This window comes from Pantoea sp. sgz302252, assembly GCF_042610525.1.
Classification (GTDB): Bacteria; Pseudomonadota; Gammaproteobacteria; order Enterobacterales; family Enterobacteriaceae; genus Erwinia.
The window spans coordinates 38,803-58,261 of record NZ_JBHDVM010000005.1 but is presented as its reverse complement, the minus strand read 5'-3'; the positions used below and the strand labels follow the sequence as shown (position 1 = coordinate 58,261).

At 55.9% G+C, this 19,459-nt stretch carries 18 protein-coding genes and 1 riboswitch; of the genes, 6 read left to right on the top strand and 12 right to left on the bottom strand.

The window, feature by feature from the left end; translation table 11 throughout:
- Positions 1 to 61: 61 nt before the first annotated feature.
- The 3 genes from dusC to ACETPC_RS10645 form a co-directional block, all read right to left on the bottom strand.
- A complete protein-coding gene (gene dusC, locus ACETPC_RS10655) occupies positions 62 to 1,009 on the bottom strand; it encodes a tRNA dihydrouridine(16) synthase DusC (protein WP_380181176.1) in 948 nt (315 codons plus the stop codon).
- A gap of 84 nt (positions 1,010 to 1,093) precedes the next feature.
- Complete coding sequence (rhlE, locus tag ACETPC_RS10650; protein ID WP_380181174.1) at positions 1,094 to 2,488, bottom strand: ATP-dependent RNA helicase RhlE; 1,395 nt, start codon at positions 2,486 to 2,488, stop codon at positions 1,094 to 1,096.
- Between the two features lie 206 nt (positions 2,489 to 2,694).
- Positions 2,695 to 3,078, bottom strand: a complete 384-nt coding sequence (locus ACETPC_RS10645; RefSeq protein ID WP_380181172.1) for a YbhQ family protein — start codon at positions 3,076 to 3,078, stop codon at positions 2,695 to 2,697.
- 187 nt (positions 3,079 to 3,265) lie between these two features.
- On the opposite strand from ACETPC_RS10645, the gene ACETPC_RS10640 reads away from it, so the two are divergent.
- From ACETPC_RS10640 to ACETPC_RS10630, 3 genes are read left to right on the top strand one after another with little or no spacing between them, the layout of a single operon-like run.
- Positions 3,266 to 4,027: an endonuclease/exonuclease/phosphatase family protein gene (locus ACETPC_RS10640; protein WP_380181170.1), complete on the top strand. Its 762-nt coding sequence runs from the start codon at positions 3,266 to 3,268 to the stop codon at positions 4,025 to 4,027.
- Positions 4,024 to 5,274 (top strand): cardiolipin synthase ClsB, encoded by a 1,251-nt coding sequence (gene clsB / locus ACETPC_RS10635; protein ID WP_380181168.1) that lies wholly within the window; start codon positions 4,024 to 4,026, stop codon positions 5,272 to 5,274. Before ACETPC_RS10640 ends, clsB begins: the two co-directional genes overlap by 4 nt.
- Positions 5,274 to 6,245: a lysylphosphatidylglycerol synthase domain-containing protein gene (locus ACETPC_RS10630; protein ID WP_380181166.1), complete on the top strand. Its 972-nt coding sequence runs from the start codon at positions 5,274 to 5,276 to the stop codon at positions 6,243 to 6,245. The genes clsB and ACETPC_RS10630 overlap by 1 nt, the downstream gene beginning before the upstream one ends.
- A gap of 20 nt (positions 6,246 to 6,265) precedes the next feature.
- Here the strand turns inward: ACETPC_RS10630 and ACETPC_RS10625 are convergent, their stop codons facing one another.
- Positions 6,266 to 7,153 carry a LysR family transcriptional regulator gene (locus tag ACETPC_RS10625; RefSeq protein ID WP_380181164.1) on the bottom strand — a complete coding sequence of 296 codons (888 nt, stop codon included), beginning with the start codon at positions 7,151 to 7,153 and terminating at the stop codon, positions 6,266 to 6,268.
- Between the two features lie 95 nt (positions 7,154 to 7,248).
- Here ACETPC_RS10625 and ACETPC_RS10620 point away from each other — a divergent pair, with 95 nt between their 5' ends.
- Entirely contained in the window at positions 7,249 to 8,028 is a 780-nt protein-coding gene (locus ACETPC_RS10620) for an NAD(P)H-dependent oxidoreductase (protein WP_380181726.1), read from the top strand.
- Positions 8,029 to 8,075: 47 nt separating this feature from the next.
- On the opposite strand, the gene ACETPC_RS10615 is transcribed toward ACETPC_RS10620, so the two are convergent.
- Entirely contained in the window at positions 8,076 to 8,786 is a 711-nt protein-coding gene (locus ACETPC_RS10615; RefSeq protein WP_380181162.1) for a Bax inhibitor-1 family protein, read from the bottom strand.
- A 227-nt stretch (positions 8,787 to 9,013) separates the two neighbouring features.
- Between ACETPC_RS10615 and ACETPC_RS10610 the strand changes: the two genes are divergently transcribed.
- Positions 9,014 to 10,957, top strand: coding sequence for a methyl-accepting chemotaxis protein (locus tag ACETPC_RS10610; RefSeq protein WP_380181160.1), 1,944 nt, complete (start codon positions 9,014 to 9,016; stop codon positions 10,955 to 10,957).
- A gap of 586 nt (positions 10,958 to 11,543) precedes the next feature.
- On the opposite strand, the gene ACETPC_RS10605 is transcribed toward ACETPC_RS10610, so the two are convergent.
- The 6 genes from ACETPC_RS10605 to moaA all read right to left on the bottom strand — a co-directional run bounded on the left by ACETPC_RS10605 (position 11,544) and on the right by moaA (position 15,432).
- Positions 11,544 to 12,632 carry a DUF1615 domain-containing protein gene (locus ACETPC_RS10605; RefSeq protein WP_380181158.1) on the bottom strand — a complete coding sequence of 363 codons (1,089 nt, stop codon included), beginning with the start codon at positions 12,630 to 12,632 and terminating at the stop codon, positions 11,544 to 11,546.
- A gap of 102 nt (positions 12,633 to 12,734) precedes the next feature.
- Positions 12,735 to 13,187 carry a molybdopterin synthase catalytic subunit MoaE gene (gene moaE / locus ACETPC_RS10600; protein WP_380181156.1) on the bottom strand — a complete coding sequence of 151 codons (453 nt, stop codon included), beginning with the start codon at positions 13,185 to 13,187 and terminating at the stop codon, positions 12,735 to 12,737.
- 1 nt (position 13,188) lies between these two features.
- Positions 13,189 to 13,434 carry a molybdopterin synthase sulfur carrier subunit gene (gene moaD, locus ACETPC_RS10595; protein ID WP_380181154.1) on the bottom strand — a complete coding sequence of 82 codons (246 nt, stop codon included), beginning with the start codon at positions 13,432 to 13,434 and terminating at the stop codon, positions 13,189 to 13,191.
- Complete coding sequence (gene moaC, locus ACETPC_RS10590; RefSeq protein WP_380181152.1) at positions 13,427 to 13,912, bottom strand: cyclic pyranopterin monophosphate synthase MoaC; 486 nt, start codon at positions 13,910 to 13,912, stop codon at positions 13,427 to 13,429. Before moaC ends, moaD begins: the two co-directional genes overlap by 8 nt.
- Entirely contained in the window at positions 13,912 to 14,427 is a 516-nt protein-coding gene (gene moaB, locus ACETPC_RS10585) for a molybdenum cofactor biosynthesis protein B (RefSeq protein WP_380181150.1), read from the bottom strand. The genes moaC and moaB overlap by 1 nt, the downstream gene beginning before the upstream one ends.
- A gap of 15 nt (positions 14,428 to 14,442) precedes the next feature.
- Positions 14,443 to 15,432 carry a GTP 3',8-cyclase MoaA gene (gene moaA / locus ACETPC_RS10580; protein WP_380181724.1) on the bottom strand — a complete coding sequence of 330 codons (990 nt, stop codon included), beginning with the start codon at positions 15,430 to 15,432 and terminating at the stop codon, positions 14,443 to 14,445.
- Positions 15,419 to 15,552: riboswitch (molybdenum cofactor riboswitch) on the bottom strand. It overlaps the preceding gene by 14 nt.
- 174 nt (positions 15,553 to 15,726) lie before the next feature.
- Here moaA and yvcK point away from each other — a divergent pair.
- Complete coding sequence (gene yvcK, locus ACETPC_RS10575) at positions 15,727 to 16,635, top strand: uridine diphosphate-N-acetylglucosamine-binding protein YvcK (RefSeq protein ID WP_380181148.1); 909 nt, start codon at positions 15,727 to 15,729, stop codon at positions 16,633 to 16,635.
- Between the two features lie 106 nt (positions 16,636 to 16,741).
- Here the strand turns inward: yvcK and uvrB are convergent, their stop codons facing one another.
- Positions 16,742 to 18,766, bottom strand: a complete 2,025-nt coding sequence (uvrB, locus tag ACETPC_RS10570; RefSeq protein WP_380181146.1) for an excinuclease ABC subunit UvrB — start codon at positions 18,764 to 18,766, stop codon at positions 16,742 to 16,744.
- Positions 18,767 to 19,459: the final 693 nt, after the last annotated feature.

Here is a 19,459-nt window from a genome sequence, read left to right as displayed (position 1 = left end):
GGCTCACATCATACCCTTAGCAGGCTAAGATAGCTCAGGGTAAATGTTACAAATTTGTAATTCAGACGGTCGCCAGCGCATAGCGATTGATGGCATGCGCAATTTCACCCGACGTTTTTAACGCGCGAATCTGGCTGAATAACTCGCTGGCCTGCTGGTATTCTTTGCGCAGATAGCCCAGCCACTGCTTGATACGCGCCACGTGATAAAGACCGGTATCGCCCTGCTTTTCCAGCTGGACATAGCGTTGCAGCAGCGCCACCACTTCCGGCCAGGGCAAGCGAGGCTCATTATATTTAATTACCCGGCTCAGATTAGGCACGTTTAATGCGCCGCGCCCTATCATAACCGCATCGCAGCCGGTGACTCGCAGGCACTCCTGGGCGCTTTGCCAGTCCCAGATTTCGCCGTTAGCGATCACCGGAATACTCAGGCGCTGGCGGATTTCGCCAATAGCCTGCCAGTTGATGCGCTCTGGTTTGTAGCCATCCTCTTTGGTTCTGCCATGCACTACCAGCTCGCTGGCGCCCGCCTGCTGTACCGCATCTGCGATTTCAAACTGCCGCTCGCCTGACTCCCAGCCCAGCCGCACTTTTACCGTTACCGGCAGATGCGACGGCACCGCTTCGCGCATCGCTTTTGCGCCGCGATAAATCAGCTCGGGATCTTTCAGCAAGGTCGCACCGCCGCCGCTGCCGTTCACGGTTTTGGAAGGACAGCCGCAGTTGAGATCGACGCCCCAGGAACCCAGCTCTACCGCGCGCGCGGCGTTCTCCGCCAGCCACTCAGGATACTGACCCAGCAGTTGAATACGCACCAGCGTGCCGGAAGGCGTACGGCTGGCGTTATGCAGCTCCGGGCAAAGGCGATAAAAAGATTTGGCAGGCAAAAGCTGATCCACCACCCGCAGAAACTCGGTGATGCAGAGATCGTAATCATTGACGTCGGTGAGCAGCTCGCGCACCAGTGAATCAAGCACGCCCTCCATCGGGGCCAGTAAAACGCGCATGTCACAAACCGTTGCTAAGAGAAGTGAAAATAAGTTGGCTTAACCGCCGGATAAAACAAGGGGATCTGCCGATCCCCTTAGCCATTACGCCGGGTCAGAACGACGCTGGCGAGTTTTGTTGGTGCGAGGTGCACCAGCGCTTTCGCTCTGACGGCGCGGGCCGTTGCCCTGGCTGCGCTCGCCAGCCGCCTGGCTGCGACCGCCGCCGTTGCCGCTGCGATTGCCGCCGTTGCCACGCTCGCCACCGCGGTTACCCTGGCCTGGCGCGCCGCGACCGCGTCCACCGCCGCCGCCGCCTCGCTGCTGGCGGCCATTCTGAATTGGCTCCGCCTTGATGCTCGGATCCGGCTCATAGCCTTCAATAGCAATACGCGGAATTTCACGCTTCAGCACTCGTTCAATATCACGCAGCAGCTTGTGCTCATCTACGCAAACCAGTGACAGCGCTTCGCCGGTAGCTGCGGCGCGACCGGTACGGCCGATACGGTGTACGTAATCTTCCGGCACGTTCGGCAGCTCGTAGTTAACCACGTGCGGCAGTTCGGAAATATCAATGCCGCGCGCCGCGATATCGGTCGCCACCAGCACACGGATATTACCTTCTTTAAAGTCGCTCAGCGCTCGGGTACGCGCTCCCTGACTTTTATTGCCGTGGATCGCCGCAGCGGTAATGCCATCTTTATTCAGCTGTTCAGCCAGATGGTTAGCGCCGTGCTTGGTACGGGTAAAGACCAGCACCTGCTGCCAGTTATCGCGGCCAATCAGGAAAGAGAGCAGCTCCCGCTTGCGCTTTTTATCGACAAAATGCACATGCTGGGTGATCTGCTCGGAAGCGGTGTTGCGGCGAGCCACTTCCACCTGCTCCGGGTTATGCAGCAGTTTTTCCGCCAGGGTTTTAATCTCATCAGAGAAAGTAGCGGAGAACAGCAGGTTCTGGCGCTTCACAGGCAGTTTTGCCAGCACGCGACGGATATCGTGGATAAAGCCCATATCCAGCATACGGTCGGCTTCGTCCAGCACCAGGATTTCGACTTTAGAGAGATCCAGTGCGTTCTGGTGTTCCAGATCCAGCAGGCGGCCAGGCGTTGCCACCAGCACGTCCACGCCGCCGCGCAGCTTCATCATCTGCGGGTTGATACTAACGCCGCCGAATACCACCAGCGAGCGGAGATCCAGGTACTTGCTGTAATCGCGAACGTTTTCGCCAACCTGCGCCGCCAGCTCGCGGGTTGGGGTCAGGATCAGCGCACGAACCGGGCGACGACCTTTCGGATGCGGGTTCGAGCTGCTCAGCAGCTGCAGCAGAGGCAGCGTAAAACCAGCGGTTTTGCCAGTGCCGGTCTGGGCGCTGGCCATCAGGTCGCGTCCGCCCAACACTACCGGGATAGCCTGACGCTGAATTGGCGTTGGCTCGTTGTAGCCCTGTTCGGTTACTGCACGCAAAATATCGGCGTTAAGGCCGAGAGAATCAAATGACATAAAGTTGACTGACTCCGGTTCCGCCCTGACCGCTTCAGGCGGTGTAGTTTCCAGGGGGAGAATATGACGCCAGGCTCAGCCTGACGCTTGAAAGGGGGCACAAACCACGGTGCGTAAGCGGCGGATTATAACAGATGTTATGCGTATGCAGCGAAATATTCTTGGGGAGCAAAGAAAAAGAGCGGGCCAGCACGGCCCGCCCAATTTTAGCGCTGGCGCTGGCGTACCGGCTCTTTTGCCAGCAGCGAAACCACGGCCGGGCCGGTCAGCATCACTACACCGACGCAGCCTAGCAGCAGGTTGTTGTGTACTACGCGAGAAAGCAGATAAAGCACCAGCATGGCGGCGCCAAAGTAGTAAGTGGTGGTCACATCTTCCAGGAAATCGCCCAGGCGGCGCAGGCGCGGCAGGCGCTGGGCTGGCAACATAGCGAGAAAGACGCTGGCGTACATCGCCAGTAAAACCGTGCTGACCTGTAACAGCGCATGATGCTTCCAGCCCAGCACCAGGGCGGCAATCAGCAGCAGGTGCAGCGTGATATGGACACAGGTTTGTCCGGTAACAATCTGAATGCGATTGGACCATTTCATGTTTTTAATCTCCCGGCAGACCCAACAGGGATCTGCCCAAGTCTGGCTACCACAGTAAGCGATAGCACATTTCATCAGACTACCGTAGTTCTTAATTAATGCCGTAAATTTCTGCACTTAGCGGCACGCTTTTGTGACAAGGACTACACTTTACTCTTCCTGATCCGAAGAGGAGAGCGCGCACAGTATGTCACAAAAACCGCAAGGATTTTCATTAAAAGTCCTGACGATCAATACGCACATGGGTTTCAGCGCTACTAACAAGCGTTTTATTTTGCCGGAATTACGCGATGCGGTCAGAGCCACCTCAGCCGATATCGTCTTTTTACAGGAGGTGATGGGGTCGCACGATCTGCATTCGCTGAAGGTGCCGAACTGGCCCGCCACGCCGCATTACGAATTTTTGGCCGATATGATGTGGCAGGATTTCGCCTATGGCCGTAACGCCGTTTATCCGGAAGGTCATCACGGCAACGCGCTGTTATCACGTTTTCCTATTTTGTCCTGGGAAAACCGGGATATCTCGGTGGAGGGCACGGAAAAACGGGGCCTTCTATACTCTAAGATAGCGATCCCTGACAGCGACAGAATATTACATACGGTTTGCGTACATCTGGGGTTACGGGATGCCCATCGCGCCGCCCAGCTGGCGATGCTGTGCGAGCTGCTGAACACACTGCCGCCGGACGAGCCGGTAGTGGTCGCAGGCGATTTCAACGACTGGCAGCTGAAAGCCAATAAAATATTACAACGAGGAGCGGCGATGGAAGAGGTCTTCAGCCGAAAAACCGGCCGCCCGGCGCGCACCTTCCCTGCCCGCTTTCCGCTGCTGCGGCTGGACAGGATCTACGTCCGTAACGCTGGCATCAGCGCCCCGCAAAAAATACCTTTGCGACCCTGGTCGCATCTGTCCGATCACGCGCCTCTGGCTGTGGAGATACATTTATGAAAACGGAATGGCGTGACGGTAACCGCCTGCGTCTGCTGGCCAACGGCGAACAATATTTCCCTCGGGTTTTTGAAGCTATTCGCCGGGCGAAAGAGAGCGTGCTGCTGGAAACTTTTATCCTTTTCGAAGATGAGGTTGGCAAACAGGTACAGGAAGTTATTCTGGATGCTGCTTCACGCGGCGTGAAGGTAGAGATGCTGCTGGATGGCTACGGCTCTAACGACCTGTCACCGGAATTTATCCGTAGCCTGACCGCAGCAGGCGTGCGTTTTATCTTTTACGATCCGCGCCCGCTGGTGTTCGGCATGCGTACCAACGTCTTCCGCCGTATGCATCGTAAAACCGTGGTATGCGACGGTGAAATCGCCTTTGTCGGCGGCATTAATTACTCCGCCGAGCATGTTTCCAGCTACGGCCCGGAAGCAAAGCAGGATTACACTGTCGAAGTAAAAGGCCCTGTGGTAGAAGATATTGCCCGCTACGTTAAGCAGGCGATTAACAGCAAAGAACCGGTTCGCCGCTGGTGGAATACGCGCTCGCATCGCGCCGTGCGTAACCAGAAACCGGGCGATGCGCAGGTGCTCTTTGTCTGGCGCGACAATGATGAACACCGGGATGACATTGAGCAGCACTATATCGATATGCTGCGCGAGGCCAAAGAAGAAGTGATTATCGCCAACGCCTACTTTTTCCCCGGCTATCGCCTGTTACGCGAAATGCGTTCGGCGGCCCAGCGCGGCGTTTCAGTAAAGTTAATCGTGCAGGGCAAGCCCGATATGCCAATTGTTAAAGTTGGCGCGGAGCTGCTTTATAACTATCTGGTCGGCGGCGGCGTCGAAGTCTATGAATATATTCGCCGCCCGCTACACGCCAAAATCGCGATACAGGATAACTACTGGTCAACGGTCGGCTCCAGCAATCTGGATCCGCTCAGCCTGTCGCTGAACCTGGAAGCGAACCTGATGATCCATGATCGATCCTTCAATCAGATCCTGCGCACTGAGCTGGTTCGGCTGCTGACTCAGGATTGCGAACGGGTTGAGGAAGACAAGCTGCCCAAACAGAACTGGTGGCAGCTTGGCAAAAGCATCGTCGTCTTCCATTTTCTGCGGCACTTCCCGGCTATCGCTGGCTGGCTGCCTGCGCATACGCCGAAACTGGCGCAGATACCGCCACCGGTTCAGCCGGAAATCGAAACCCAGGATCGCGTCGAATCCGACAGCGAAAAAGAGAGGGCCAACCCCTGATGTCTCAGTCAAACGCTCGCTGGAAATGGGTAAAAAAAGGCCTGACCGGTCTGTTTTTTATCGCGGTAATAGTGCTGCTGGTGATCTACGCCCGCAAGGTAAACTGGCATGATGTGCTTGATGTCATCACTAACTATAACCGCACGGCTATTCTCGCTTCGGTCGCGCTGGTGGTGGTCAGCTATCTGACCTATGGTGTTTACGATCTGATCGGCCAGGCTTACTGCGGCCATAAGCTGCAAAAGCGCCAGGTCATGCTGGTTTCCTTTATCTGCTATGCATTTAACCTGACGCTCAGCACCTGGGTCGGCGGCGTGGCGATGCGCTATCGGCTTTACTCGCGGCTTGGCCTGAGCGGCAGCACTATTACGCGAATATTTTCACTTAGCATCGCTACCAACTGGCTTGGCTACGTGCTGGTGGCCGGTATCGTTTTCAGCAGCGGCGCAGTGCCGATCCCCAAAGGGTGGTTTATCGGCGAAGGCACGCTGCGCACTATCGGCGTGGGGTTACTGGTCTTTGTAGTGTTTTATTTGGCGCTTTGCGCCTTCTCTAAGCGTCGTCGCTGGACGGTCAGAGGCCAAAAGCTGGCGCTGCCCTCTTTCCGCATGGCGCTACTGCAATTTGCCGTTTCCAGCGCTAACTGGCTGGTAATGGGCATGATTATCTGGCTGCTGTTTGCGCATAAGGTGGATTATCCGCAGGTGCTGGGCGTGCTGCTGATCAGCAGTATCGCGGGGGTAATTATTCATATTCCCGCCGGGATCGGCGTGCTGGAAGCGGTGTTCCTGGCGCTGCTGAGCGGCGAGCACCTTTCGCACGGCGCGATTATTGCGGGACTGCTGGCCTACCGCGTGATCTACTTTATCGCCCCGCTGCTGCTGGCGCTGGTGCTTTATCTCTGGCTGGAAAGCCGGGCGAAAAGCCTGCGGCATAAAAACCAGCAGGATATGGCGAAAAACAGCTCCTGAGTTTCTCCGCCTCGGCCTGACTAAAGCGCTGCGACAATCTGCTGCCTGAGCCATTGGCTGGCGGGGTCGCGGTGCAATCGCTCATGCCACAGCATAAAAATGTCAAAGCCCGGTATTTCCAGAGGTGGCTCAATAGCGATAAGCCCGCTGGCACCACGGGCTAAACGTTCAGGCACCATCGCCACCAGATCGCTATCGACCAGCGTTTCAAGCATAAACAGAAAATGTGGTACAGATAGCACTACGCGTCTCTTTCGCCCCATTTTCGCCAGCGCGATATCCGTTGCCGCACTAAAGCCGCCGCCGTCGGGTGAAACAATGGCAAACTCCAGCTGGCAAAACTCATCCAATGTTGGTTGGCGCTTTAGCTGCGGATGGCGGCGGCGACCAACCAGCAAATATTTTTCCTTAAATAACCTGCGCTGGTGCAGTGTCGATGGGATATTCTCCCCATTATGAAATGCCAGATCTAACTCACCTTTTTCTAACTGCAACGCCACGCTGGAGGGATCCAGGCTGAATAGAGCCATACGGCTAAGCGGTGCCGTAGTGCGGATCGATTTCAATGCAGGCAGCAGCGCGGAAGAAATGTAGTCAGTGGCGGCGATGCGCCAGGTCAACTCCGCTTTAGCCGGGTTAAACAGACCAGGCGGCAATACAGCTTTTTCCACAGCTTCCAGCGCCAGACGTAACGGCTCACGCAATGCCAGCGCCCGTGCAGTAGGCAACATGCCGCGCGGGCCGGGCAGCAGCAGCGGGTCATTAAAATAATCTCGCAGGCGCGCCAGCTGAGCGCTTACTGAAGGCTGCGACAGATTCAGGCGCCGTGCAGCGCGCGTCACATTCAGCTCTGTTAATAACACATCCAGTGTATGCAGCAGATTTAAATCCAGTGCAATGCTATTCATGCCATCTATAGCTCGAATATTAATAATCGATTTCTACTATATATTGCCAGTGCTTATCCTGCAGCTGTTTTCATTATGAACAGCAGGGGAAAATGATGAATGTATTGATTGTCTGCGCCCATCCGGAACCGCAGTCATTAAATGGATCGCTAAAAACTGTCGCCGTAGCTCATCTTCAGCAGCGGGGTCATCAGGTAAAGGTTTCCGATCTTTACGCCATGCGCTGGAAAGCCCAGCTTGATGCTGCCGATACGCTGGCGCCGCTGGTTGGCGCTCATTACGACGCCAGTGTTGATTCGCGTTTCGCCTTTGAAAATCATCTGCAACCAGCCGATATTGCAGCTGAACAGGAAAAGCTCCGCTGGGCGGATTGCGTGATTTTTCAGTTTCCGCTGTGGTGGTTCTCCATGCCCGCCATTTTGAAAGGCTGGTTTGACCGCGTCTATGCGAACGGCTTTGCTTACGGTGTGGGTGAACATAATGACCAGCATTGGGGAGATCGTTACGGTGAAGGCAATCTGGCGGGCAAGCGCGCTATGCTGGTGGTCACTACCGGTGGCTGGGAGTCGCATTATAGTCCGCGCGGTATTAATGGCGACATTAACGAATTGCTATTCCCCATTCAGCACGGCATGCTTTTCTATCCCGGCTTTAGCGTATTGCCGCCGCTGGTATTTTATCGCGTGCAAAAATCTTCGCAGCAGCAGTATGCAGCGTGGTGCGATGAGCTGGTAGCCAGGCTGGATACGCTGGCAGAAGCAGAGCCGATCGCCTTCCGCAGGCAGAATAACGGCGATTACGATATTCCGGCATTAACGCTGAACGAGGAACTGGCGGCAGGAAAGCAAGGCTTAAGCATACATATAGCGAAGTGAGTAAAGCAGTAACGGCCCACAGCCTTAGCCATGGGCCGTACAGCCTGTTAACGACGGTTGCCGAAAATACGCAGCAGCATCAGGAACAGGTTAATGAAATCCAGATAGAGCGTCAGCGCGCCCATAATGGAGTAGCGGCGCAGATTCTCTTTATCATCTATGTTGATGTTCTCGCCGATATTTTTTAGCTTCTGCGTGTCATACGCGGTCAGACCAACAAATACCAGCACGCCGATATAGGTTACGGCCCACATCAGCGCAGGGCTCTTCAGCCAGAAGTTAACCAGTGAAGCCAGCACGATACCGATCAGCGCCATAAACAGAATGCTGCCCATTTTGCTGAGATCGCGTTTCGTGGTGTAACCCCAGAAGCTCATCACGCCAAACATGCCGCCGGTCACTACAAAAGTACTGGCAATCGAAGAGTAAGTGTAAAGCAAGAAGATGCTCGCCAGCGTCAGGCCGGTCAGCGCTGAATAGAGCATAAACAGCCCGGTAGCGACCGCCCCGCTCAGCTTATGCACCATGCCGGACAGCACAAAAACCACCGCCAGCTGCGCGATAATCAAACCATAAAACGTAATTCTACTGGAGAAAACCAGCTGCATTACCGCTGGCGTGTTGGCCGCAAACCAGGCAACAAAAGCGGTCAATAACAGTCCGCAGGTCATCCAGCCGTAAACCTGCGCCATATAGGCCTGTAGCCCGGTAGTGGCGTTTGAAACAATGGAACCGCCGGAACGAGGATATCTCTCCATGATGCTCTCCTTTAAAGTGAATTTACCGCTAAGTCTGGCACACTCAGGCCCGATTGGGCCAGCGCCGCCCGGGCCTTTTTCGTGACAAAAGATAGCACTGCGTGGCAAAGCCGCCGAACACTTTTTCAGCTGCATAAAGATTAAGCTTTTTTTGCCGATAGAGTAACCACAAGGAGAATGTTTACCGGGAAGTCTGCGAACTATTACACCACTGCCAGGGGTTTCTGATGAACAAGCCACACCAGAAGCGAAAAATGAGCACGCGTACCGTTATGCTATTGTCCGGCGCGCTGACTATCACGCTCGGTTTTACCATTACCATCGGCCTGCTTAGCTGGCAGTCCAGCCAACAGCAGCGCAAAATCGCCGAGCAATACCTTGGCCAGATCGCTGAGAGCAACGCGCTTAGCGTCCAGCAAAGCCTTGACTACGCCCGCACAGTTGCCAGAGATATGGGCCAGAGTATTCTCGCCCTGCCCGCCGCTGGCATAGCTGACCGCAAAGTGGCGGAAGAGCTGATGAAGTACTCCATGAAGCAGAACCCGGACTATTTGTCGCTGTCGATTACCTTTGAGGCCAACGCCTTTGACGGCAAAGATGCCGAGGTCGCCGCACAGCCCGGATCGCCGCCGCAGGGCCGTTTCGCGCGCTTTGTCGATCGCGACGCCTCAGGCAATCTCGCTCTGCACAATCTGGAATCTATTTTTACGCCGGGCCAGGGCGACTACTATCTGATCCCGCAAAAGCTGCAAAAAGATGTGCTGATCGAACCTTACAGCTACGCCTATAACGGCGTGCCAACGCTGCTGACTTCGGTCGCGGCGGTAATTATGGATAACGGCCAGTTGAAAGCGGTAGCCACCTCCGATATTTCGCTCGCCTCGCTGCAAAAAAGCGTCGGCGCGGTGAAGCCCTGGGACGGCACCGGCTACGCGCTGCTGCTTTCCAATAAAGGCCTGGTCGTCTCCAGCCCCACCAAATCGGAAGCAGGCAAAGCTTATAAAGGCGAAACCAACGGCTTTACGCCGGGTGTTGTACAACATTTTGACAGCGTGCTGGGCGAAGAGGTGCTGGAGACCTGGCGTCCGGTGACCATCGGCAACAGCCAGCAGCCCTGGTATCTGGGCATAGTCGCGCCGGTCAGCGCGGTAATGGCCGAAGCCAACCGCCAGCTGCTGCACGCATTGGTTATGATGGTGCTGAGTATTGTTATTGTCTGCGCCGTACTGGGCGTGCTGTTCAGCCGTAAAATCTCCCGGCCGGTCGGCGGCGAGCCTTCTCAGGCAGCGGAAATCGCGCTTGGCGTAGCCGAAGGCGACCTTACGGCGGCTATTCCGGTCGAGGCGCAGGATCGGCAGAGCATTTTCTTCGCTATGCAAACTATGCAGCAGCAGTTGCGCACCATGGTCGGCGAAATTATTTCTGCCAGCGATTCCGTTCGTCAGGGCGCGGAAGAGATCGCCTCCGGCAACCTGGATCTGGCCTCGCGTACCGAGCAGCAGGCAGCCGCACTGGAAGAAACCGCCGCCAGCATGGAGCAGCTCACTGCTACGGTGAAGCTCAATGCTGACAACGCCCATAGCGCCACGGCGCTTACCGATAATGCCACCGCCATCGCGCAAAGAGGCGAGCAACTGGTACATCAGGTAGTAGAGATCATGCAGCAGATTGACGACAGCTCGCAGAAGATTGGCGCCATTACCAGTATCATTAACGGCATCGCTTTCCAGACTAACATCCTGGCGCTCAATGCCGCGGTGGAAGCCGCACGTGCTGGCGAACAGGGACGCGGCTTTGCCGTAGTGGCGGCGGAAGTACGCAGCCTGGCGCAGCGCAGCGCCAACGCGGTTAAAGATATTTCGGCGCTGATTGGCGAATCGACCCAGCGAGTTAATACCGGCGTCACGCTGGTGCAGGATGCGGGCAGAACCATGCAGGAGATGAATACCGCCGTGAACTCGGTGAAAACTATTATCGGCGAAATCGTTCACGCCTCCGACGAGCAGTCGCAGGGCATTGGTCAGGTAACGGTAGCAGTTAACCAGATGGATGGCGCGACCCAGCAAAACTCCGCGCTGGTGCAGCAAATGTCCGCCGCCGCCGCTTCGCTGGAAGACCAGGCGAAGCAGCTGGCGCAAACGGTGCAGCTGTTCCGGCTGGAATCGGCTTAGAACAGACGAAAAAAGCAGGGGTGGTTTGCCCCTGCTTGATTCAGGTTCCTTCGGCTCTTACAAGCGTCCGGTCAATTGCCTTATCGCAATGATAATTTGCAAGGTAACGTGGATAACCTCCAGCGCTACCAGAAGCGTCGCAAGACTTATCACCTGGCTTTCTCCTGTCAGGGAGAGCGCCACGCGCCGCTTATGCCTTTGGTTTTCCCTCACCGCGCGTCTCGGGTTGGCAGAGACAAGCAGCGCTCTGTAGGTGGAGGCAAATCGGACAGCACCACCTGTTTCCAATCGGGAAAAACTGAAGCGCCTGAGTTCAGCCACCTGGACGAATCTGCACAGCCTGTCTGTCAACGCGCAAATTATAAGCAGCAACCACCGACGCAGCAACAAATATTGACCCTCTTATTTAAGGTGCTAAGATGTCGGAGTTGGCAGAGACAAGCAGCACTCATCCTGATACGGCGACCAACCGTTCAGGATGGAAAATAACCCGATTCACCAGATCGGGTTATTTTTTTGCCTGAATATTAAGCCATTTCCTACATTACTTTTTGTAAGATCAGGATTTTCTGCGGGCAGCCTCGCCTCACTTCGCTCGTGCCATGCAGCTTTGATAGCGGCTGTTTACGCGCTGGGCAAACCAGGCCGTGGTCAGGTTACGGGTAATCTTGGGGCTTTCCAGTTTGATTCCTGGCAGCATCTCACGCGGCTGGCGCTTGCCGGCATTTTTATCTGCTCGCGCAAAGACTTCCTGCCAGAGATCGCTTTTTTCAAACGCCAGGGTTTCGCCTTTTTCCAGCGCGCTACGAATAGCGCTGTTGCTCATGCCCAAATGCAGCGAGCGCACGGCCAGCTCGGTGGAACCAGCAGCATCGGAACCGTACTGAATCAAATCGCCGTCCAGCGCCAGCTTAATGCCGCTAAGCCGGGCAACAGCCGCCTGAAAAGCGGCGTTGCGGCTGGCATACCAGCCCGCATTAAAATCGGCAAAACGATAAAGCGGCTGGCTATAGTTAGCCGGATAGCCCAGCAGATGGCGCGTGCCGAACCAGACGCCGCCGCGACGACTGAAGACTTCCTGACGAATAGTGCCGTCACCCGGATAAGGATAGCCATCGGCATGCGCTTCGGCAAAGGCGATGCTGACCTGCATCGGGCCGCCGGTATGTATCGGATTAAGATTGCCAAACAGCGTCTGGCCCATCGGCACCATATTAATAAAATCATCAAAGATGGCGCTCAGCTCTTTTTCGCTGCGCACTTTGTCCAGCCGCTCGGTATAGCTTTCGCCGTTGGGCGATTTAATCCTGAGCGCGGTACGTACCAGAAAAGAAGGAATATGCAGCTTGCCCGCACGGCGATCGATTTCGCCCCAGGCGATTTTCGGCAAGCCCGGCACGCTGGCATCGGCGTTGAACGTGGATTCCTGATCGGCAACGGCGATGACCGAACAAATATTGCTGGCTGAGGCATCAATTTTTTGGCTGGAGAAAGCGGCAAAAATATCGTTGCTCCAGCCAGCGCGATCGCTGACCTTCGCGGGCAGCAGCTGGGTAATTTGCGCTTTGACATCCGCCGGACGGCGCTCGGGGAGCTTTTTCTCCTGCTGGCTGCTACAGCCCGCCACGACCAGCAGAGCCAGCAGCGACAGGCGTTTTACTGTGGAATAAGACATAACTTTCCCTGTGATAAAAAATCTTACCTCAAGGTTACACAGCGCAGCGCAATTTAGCCATTGACGCGGTTTCTTCCGGCGAGAAAGCCGCCAGCTTGCGGACTATTCCCAGCGGGAAGCGGCTTCTTTATCGCTATCGCGCGACTCAACCCAGCGGTCGCCTTCCGGCGTGGCTTCTCTTTTCCAGAAGGGCGCGCGAGTTTTCAGATAATCCATAATAAACTCGGCGGCGGCGAAAGCGGCACCGCGATGCGCACCGCTGACCCCCACCATCACAATCTCATCGCCGGGAAACAGCTCGCCGATACGATGAATAACAGTTACGCGCTGCATCGGCCAGCGCTCCCGCGCCTCGGCCACGATTTCCGCCAGCGCTTTTTCCGTCATGCCAGGGTAGTGCTCCAGCGTTAGCGCGGAGACGTTATCGCCCAGATTGTGATTGCGTACTTTACCGGTGAAAGTGACTACCGCACCATCTTCATCGCAGGCGGCCAGCCAGCGATACTCTTCCGCCATATCGAACGGTGCCTGCCCTACTCTGATACGTGTGGCCATTTTAACCTCCGGTAACCGGCGGGAAGAACGCGACCTCGTCGCCTGATTTTAGCGGATGCTGCGCGGAAACCAGCGTCTGGTTCACCGCCGCCAGCAGCTTGTCGGAAGAGAGCGCCAGCGCCCAGCGGTCGCCCCGCTGCGCCAGCGCCGCGCGTAGCGCTTCCACGCTTTCATACTCTTCGGCAAGGCTCAGGCTGTCGGTGCCGACCAGCTCACGCACCTGAGCGAAAAAAAGCACATTAATCATTGGAGTCTGCCCTGAAGTCGCCGGATTTGCCGCCGCTTTTGCTTAGCAGGCGGCACTGTTCGATGCTGATATCTTTCTGCACCGCCTTACACATATCGTAAATAGTCAGCGCGGCCACCGAAGCCGCCGTCAGCGCTTCCATTTCGACGCCGGTTTTGCCGGTCAGGCGGCACAGCGACTCGATACGTACGCGGCTGTTAGCCGTATCGGCGCTCAGCGTGACTTCTACCTTACTCAGCAGCAGAGGATGACAAAGCGGGATCAGCTCCCAGGTGCGTTTGGCGGCCTGAATACCGGCAATACGCGCCGTGGCGAAGACATCGCCCTTATGGTGGCTGCCGTCCAGAATCATTTGCAGCGTATCGGGATGCATTACTACAAAGGCTTCCGCACGCGCCTCGCGTACGGTTTCGTTTTTGGCGGAGACATCCACCATATGCGCCTCGCCGGCGGCATTGATATGAGTTAATTGCGACATCAGAGCTTCTTCAGGTGTGAGACAAAATTACAGGGCCGGGTGCGGGCATCCAGCTGCTCGCGAATGATCCTTTCCCAGGCGCTTTCACAGGCGCGCGTCGAACCCGGCACGGCAAAAATCACCGTCTGGTTAGCCATTCCGGCCAGGGCGCGCGACTGAATGGTGGCGCCGCCGATATCTTCGTAAGAGACCATGCGAAACAGCTCGCCGAAACCGTCGATTTCGCGGTCGAACAGCGGCAACAGTGCCTCTGGCGTACTGTTTTTGCTGTTAAAGCCGGTGCCGCCGTTGATGATAACAACCTGCACATCCGCGCTGGCGATCCAGCTGGAGACCACGGCACGAATACGGTAAAGGTTATCTTTTACCAGCACGTGATCCAGCACCTGATGGCCCGCTTCGGTCAGCGCCTCACGCAGATAGTCGCCAGAGCTGTCTTCCGTCGCGTCGCGACTGTCAGAAACGGTCATTACCGCTACGTTTAGCGGCACAAATTCCGCCGTAGGTTTTGCCATTGTTGACTCCATGCGTTAACCGCCAATAAAAGAGAGATTCTGCGTGATGCCGGTATTGCCCTGATGCAGAAAATGGGTCTGTTTTTTGGTTCTGAGGCTGGCGGCGATACGCGCCTGCAGCTCATCCTGCTGCTCATCGCTTTGCAGCAGATCGCGCAGCGAGACGCCGCCATCGCCGAACAGGCAAAGATGCAGCTTGCCGACCGCCGACACGCGCAGCCGGTTACAGCTGGCGCAGAAGTTCTTTTCATAAGGCATAATCAAACCGATTTCGCCTTCATAATCTGGATGGCAAAAGACCTGCGCCGGGCCGTCGCTACGGCCGCGAATTTGCCGGATCCACCCTTGCTGTAGCAGTTGGTCACGGATAAACTCGCCGGAAATATGATGCTTGCGGAACAGATCGCCGCCCTCACCAGTTTCCATCAGCTCAATAAAGCGTAGCTGGATTGGCCGATTGCGGATCCAGTCGAGGAAAGTTTGCAGGCTGTGATGGTTGACGTCTCGCATCAGTACGGTATTGACTTTTACCTTACTGAAGCCCGCATCAAAGGCGGCATCAATACCGGCCATCACCTGATGGAATTTATCCTGGCCAGTGATAGCGTGAAACTGACGGGCGTCCAGACTGTCGATGCTTACGTTCAGCGCGGTCAAACCCGCTTCGCGCCAGCTGGCGACGTCGCGGGCCAGCCGGTAGCCGTTGGTGGTAACAGCAAGCTGGCGAATAGCGCTGTTTTCGCGCACTGCGGCGATGATATCGGTAAAATCGCGGCGCAGCGAAGGTTCGCCGCCCGTAAGGCGTACTTTTTCCGTGCCTGCCGCCGCAAAGGCGCGGGTCACGCGCCGGATTTCATCCAGCGACAGGAAGCTTTTGTTAGTCACGCCCTGCGGTTTATAGCCATCCGGCAGGCAGTAGGTACAGCGGAAGTTACAAACATCCGTGATCGACAGGCGCAGATAGTAGAAACTGCGGTCGAAATTATCAGTAAATTGTGGCACCAGAACACCTTTCCAAATATCGGGAGATGCAGGCATTTCTTTCTGCACCCTGGCAACTCGGGGTTGCGGCCGGGGCGCCATATCCGCAGACTTAGGCGCCAGGGCTAAGTGTGACCGACCTTATGGTCGGCCCGGAGAACGAAATTCTACTGCTAACCGCCGGCCGTTGCCAGCGGGGAATTTCGCTATGTATTATGATATATAACGTTTTTTTACCGCGCTTCGCTGCATCTTCACGTAAAATAAGGCAAAGCGTCAAACAGCTTTACCGCCTCGTTAACAAATTGAAGGAATTTTATGCGTAATCGCACTCTCGCCGATCTTGACCGCGTCGTGGCGCTCGGCGGCGGGCACGGGCTGGGCCGGGTTTTATCGGCGCTTTCCCCACTGGGTTCTCGTCTGACCGGCATCGTCACTACCACCGATAACGGCGGCTCTACGGGCCGTATTCGCCGCGCGGAAGGCGGCATCGCCTGGGGCGATATGCGCAATTGCCTGAACCAGCTGATTACCGAACCCAGCGTGGCTTCCGCTATGTTTGAATATCGTTTTGGCGGCCAGGGCGAACTGGCCGGGCACAACCTGGGCAACCTGATGCTGAAAGCTTTAGATCACCTCAGCGTGCGGCCCATCGAGGCGATCAATCTGATCCGCAACCTGCTCAAGGTAGATGCATTTCTGATCCCGATGTCCGAGCAGCCGGTAGATCTGCTGGCTATTGACGATCGGGGCCAGCAGGTTTACGGCGAAACCGCGATAGATAAACTTGCCATGCCGCCGCGCGAGCTGCTGCTTTCCGACAGGGTCTGTGCCACCCGAGAGGCGATCGAAGCCATTAATGAAGCCGATCTAATCCTGATCGGCCCGGGCAGCTTCTATACCAGCCTGATGCCGGTGCTGCTGCTGCCGGATATGGCCCAGGCGCTACGCCGTACGCCCGCGCCCATGGTATTTATCGGCAATCTGGGCAAAGAGCTTAGCCCGGCGGCAGCACAACTCTCGCTGGCCGATAAACTGGCGATAATGGAGCGCTATATCGGTAAAAAGGTAATTGATGCGGCGGTGGTCGGCCCGCAGGTTGATACTACTGGCGTAGCGGGTCGCATAGTAGTGCAGGAGCCGCTGGAGGCGAGCGATATTAAATATCGTCACGACCGGCAGCTGCTGCACAGCGCGCTGGAGCATACGCTACAGCGGCTGGGATAAAACCGTATACGCGCTTTTTGCGCGAGCGCTGGCATAGGTGGCGCGCCTTAGCCCTGCGTGAATGCGGCTAAATACAAAAACGGCCCTTTACAGGGCCGTTTCTTCGTTATGAGGCCGCGATAAACAGCTCGCGCACCTCATGCAGCTGGTCGCGCACGTTAGCAGCCTCTTCAAACTCCAGGTTCTGCGCGTGCTCCTGCATTTTCGCCTCCAGCTCGCGGATGCGCTTCTGCAGCCCTTTTGGCGACAGATCCACCACTGCCGCATCTTCTTCCACCACCGCGCGAGGCGATTTGCCGCGGCCTTTGGTTTTGTTTTTATTGATGCCCTGACCCAGCTCCAGAATATCGGCAATCTTTTTGTTAAGCGCCTGCGGCACGATGCCTTTTTCCTGGTTATAAATTTCCTGTTTCTCGCGGCGGCGCTCGGTTTCGCCAATCGCTTTTTCCATCGACGGCGTGATTTTATCGCCGTAGAGAATTGCTTTGCCGTTAACGTTACGCGCGGCGCGACCAATGGTCTGGATCAGCGAGCGCTCGGAGCGCAGGAAGCCTTCTTTATCCGCATCCAGAATCGCTACCAGCGACACTTCCGGCATATCCAGTCCCTCACGCAGCAGGTTGATGCCCACCAGCACATCAAACTTGCCCAGACGCAGGTCGCGAATGATCTCTACGCGCTCGACGGTATCGATATCCGAGTGCAGATAGCGCACCCGCTCGCCGTGTTCGGTCAGATATTCCGTTAAATCCTCTGCCATGCGCTTGGTCAGCACTGTAACCAGCACGCGTTCGTCTATTGCCACGCGTTTGCGGATCTCCGACAGCAGATCGTCAACCTGGGTCGCTACCGGCCGTACCTCGATCAGCGGATCCAGCAGGCCAGTCGGACGCACTACCTGATCCACCACTTCGCCGCCCGATTTCTCCAGCTCATATTTACCCGGCGTGGCGGACACATAGATAGTCTGCGGTGCCAGCGACTCGAACTCTTCAAACTTCATTGGGCGGTTATCCAGCGCCGACGGCAGACGGAAACCGTACTCCACCAGCGTCTCTTTACGCGCCCGGTCGCCGCGATACATGCCGCCGATCTGCGGAATGGTCACGTGGGATTCGTCGATTACCAGCAGGCCGTCTGCTGGCAGATAGTCGAACAGCGTAGGCGGCGCTTCGCCCGGGCCACGGCCGGAAAGATAGCGCGAGTAGTTTTCAATGCCCGAACAGTAGCCCAGCTCGTTCATCATCTCCAGATCGAACTGGGTACGCTGGGAGATACGCTGTTCTTCGAGCAGCTTGTTGTTGGCCAGCAGCGCCTGGCGGCGCTCGCCCAGTTCGACTTTGATCTCTTCCATCGCCTGCAGAATACGCTCACGTGGCGTAACGTAGTGCGTTTTGGGATAGATGGTATAGCGTGGGATCACCGAAGTGATCTGCCCGGTTAACGGATCGAAAATCGACAGTCGTTCGACCTCTTCGTCGAACAGCTCGACGCGCAGCGCATAGTCGTCCGATTCCGCCGGGAAAATATCGATAACCTCGCCGCGCACGCGGAAGGTGCCGCGCTGAAACGCCTGATCGTTGCGGGTATATTGCAGCTCCGCCAGCCGCCGCAGGATGGCGCGCTGATCAATGACCATGCCGCGCGTCAGGTGCAGCATCATTTTCAGGTAGGAATCGGGATCGCCCAGGCCGTAAATAGCCGAAACGGAGGCGACCACAATCACATCACGCCGCTCCAGCAACGCCTTGGTAGCCGAAAGACGCATCTGCTCTATATGCTCGTTGACCGAGGCATCCTTTTCTATAAAGGTGTCCGAGCTGGGCACATAGGCTTCCGGCTGATAGTAGTCGTAGTAAGAGACGAAGTATTCCACCGCGTTTTCCGGAAAGAATTCCTTCATCTCGCCGTAAAGCTGCGCTGCTAAGGTTTTGTTTGGCGCCAGCACCATCGTGGGACGATTCAGGTCGGCGATCACGTTGGCAACGGTAAAGGTCTTGCCGGATCCCGTTACGCCGAGCAGCGTTTGGTGCGCCAGCCCATCCTGCAGCCCTTCTTCCAGGCGGCGGATAGCCTCAGGCTGGTCGCCAGAGGGTTTAAAGGCGGAATTAAGTTTAAAGACTTTGCTCATTACGTGGCTACCTGATGATGAAAAGCGCGGACAGGGTGGTAATTTTACTCCGCTATGACGATTTTGCCAGCAAAAAATACTGGATATATCACCAGTTATTGAGTAAAACAACAGAACACAGCCAGCGCGGCCGCGCGAACAACGCCAGTGGAAGCTTAAGCGGCAGGAAAGTGCCAGGGTTATCCCCAGCCGGGCTGACACTTTAACATTTGTCAATACGCCCTGACAAAATGAACAGGCCAAATCAGTGCGGCCGCATCAGCCGCTTGATTTTCGATAACTTATTGAATTTTATTTTTTTCTTATCGTCGCCGAGTTTAGCACCAACTCAAGCTTAAGCCGCGCCCGCTCTCGCCTGACAAAGGTTTTCAGCTATTCATACACATGGTTATCCACAAGAATAGTGGATAACTGATTTCAGCGCCCTAGCCGTCTGCTGTGTATAAATCTGCGCCAGCTGCGAGCGGCTACGCAAAAAATATTTTTTCTTTAATTTTTTTACCCATCGCCTGCGGCTTTACGCTGCTTAAGCACAATTTTATCAGCCGGGCCAGCGCTTTTTTACTGTAATACTGCCGCCGGACTTGCCTTATCTACAGGCAGCTGCACCATAATTGATAAGTTTCCGGCACCGCCGAAGTGCAGGGAAAAATTCCCCCTGGCAATTATTAACCTTTTCTGACCAATAATTGG

Bases quoted from the DNA above. Each gene is read 5' to 3' on its own strand.
- dusC (WP_380181176.1), bottom strand. From the start codon at position 1,009: ATGCGCGTTTTACTGGCCCCGATGGAGGGCGTGCTTGATTCACTGGTG.
- rhlE (WP_380181174.1), bottom strand. From the start codon at position 2,488: ATGTCATTTGATTCTCTCGGCCTTAACGCCGATATTTTGCGTGCAGTA.
- ACETPC_RS10645 (WP_380181172.1), bottom strand. From the start codon at position 3,078: ATGAAATGGTCCAATCGCATTCAGATTGTTACCGGACAAACCTGTGTC.
- ACETPC_RS10640 (WP_380181170.1), top strand. From the start codon at position 3,266: ATGTCACAAAAACCGCAAGGATTTTCATTAAAAGTCCTGACGATCAAT.
- clsB (WP_380181168.1), top strand. From the start codon at position 4,024: ATGAAAACGGAATGGCGTGACGGTAACCGCCTGCGTCTGCTGGCCAAC.
- ACETPC_RS10630 (WP_380181166.1), top strand. From the start codon at position 5,274: ATGTCTCAGTCAAACGCTCGCTGGAAATGGGTAAAAAAAGGCCTGACC.
- ACETPC_RS10625 (WP_380181164.1), bottom strand. From the start codon at position 7,153: ATGAATAGCATTGCACTGGATTTAAATCTGCTGCATACACTGGATGTG.
- ACETPC_RS10620 (WP_380181726.1), top strand. From the start codon at position 7,249: ATGAATGTATTGATTGTCTGCGCCCATCCGGAACCGCAGTCATTAAAT.
- ACETPC_RS10615 (WP_380181162.1), bottom strand. From the start codon at position 8,786: ATGGAGAGATATCCTCGTTCCGGCGGTTCCATTGTTTCAAACGCCACT.
- ACETPC_RS10610 (WP_380181160.1), top strand. From the start codon at position 9,014: ATGAACAAGCCACACCAGAAGCGAAAAATGAGCACGCGTACCGTTATG.
- ACETPC_RS10605 (WP_380181158.1), bottom strand. From the start codon at position 12,632: ATGTCTTATTCCACAGTAAAACGCCTGTCGCTGCTGGCTCTGCTGGTC.
- moaE (WP_380181156.1), bottom strand. From the start codon at position 13,187: ATGGCCACACGTATCAGAGTAGGGCAGGCACCGTTCGATATGGCGGAA.
- moaD (WP_380181154.1), bottom strand. From the start codon at position 13,434: ATGATTAATGTGCTTTTTTTCGCTCAGGTGCGTGAGCTGGTCGGCACC.
- moaC (WP_380181152.1), bottom strand. From the start codon at position 13,912: ATGTCGCAATTAACTCATATCAATGCCGCCGGCGAGGCGCATATGGTG.
- moaB (WP_380181150.1), bottom strand. From the start codon at position 14,427: ATGGCAAAACCTACGGCGGAATTTGTGCCGCTAAACGTAGCGGTAATG.
- yvcK (WP_380181148.1), top strand. From the start codon at position 15,727: ATGCGTAATCGCACTCTCGCCGATCTTGACCGCGTCGTGGCGCTCGGC.
- uvrB (WP_380181146.1), bottom strand. From the start codon at position 18,766: ATGAGCAAAGTCTTTAAACTTAATTCCGCCTTTAAACCCTCTGGCGAC.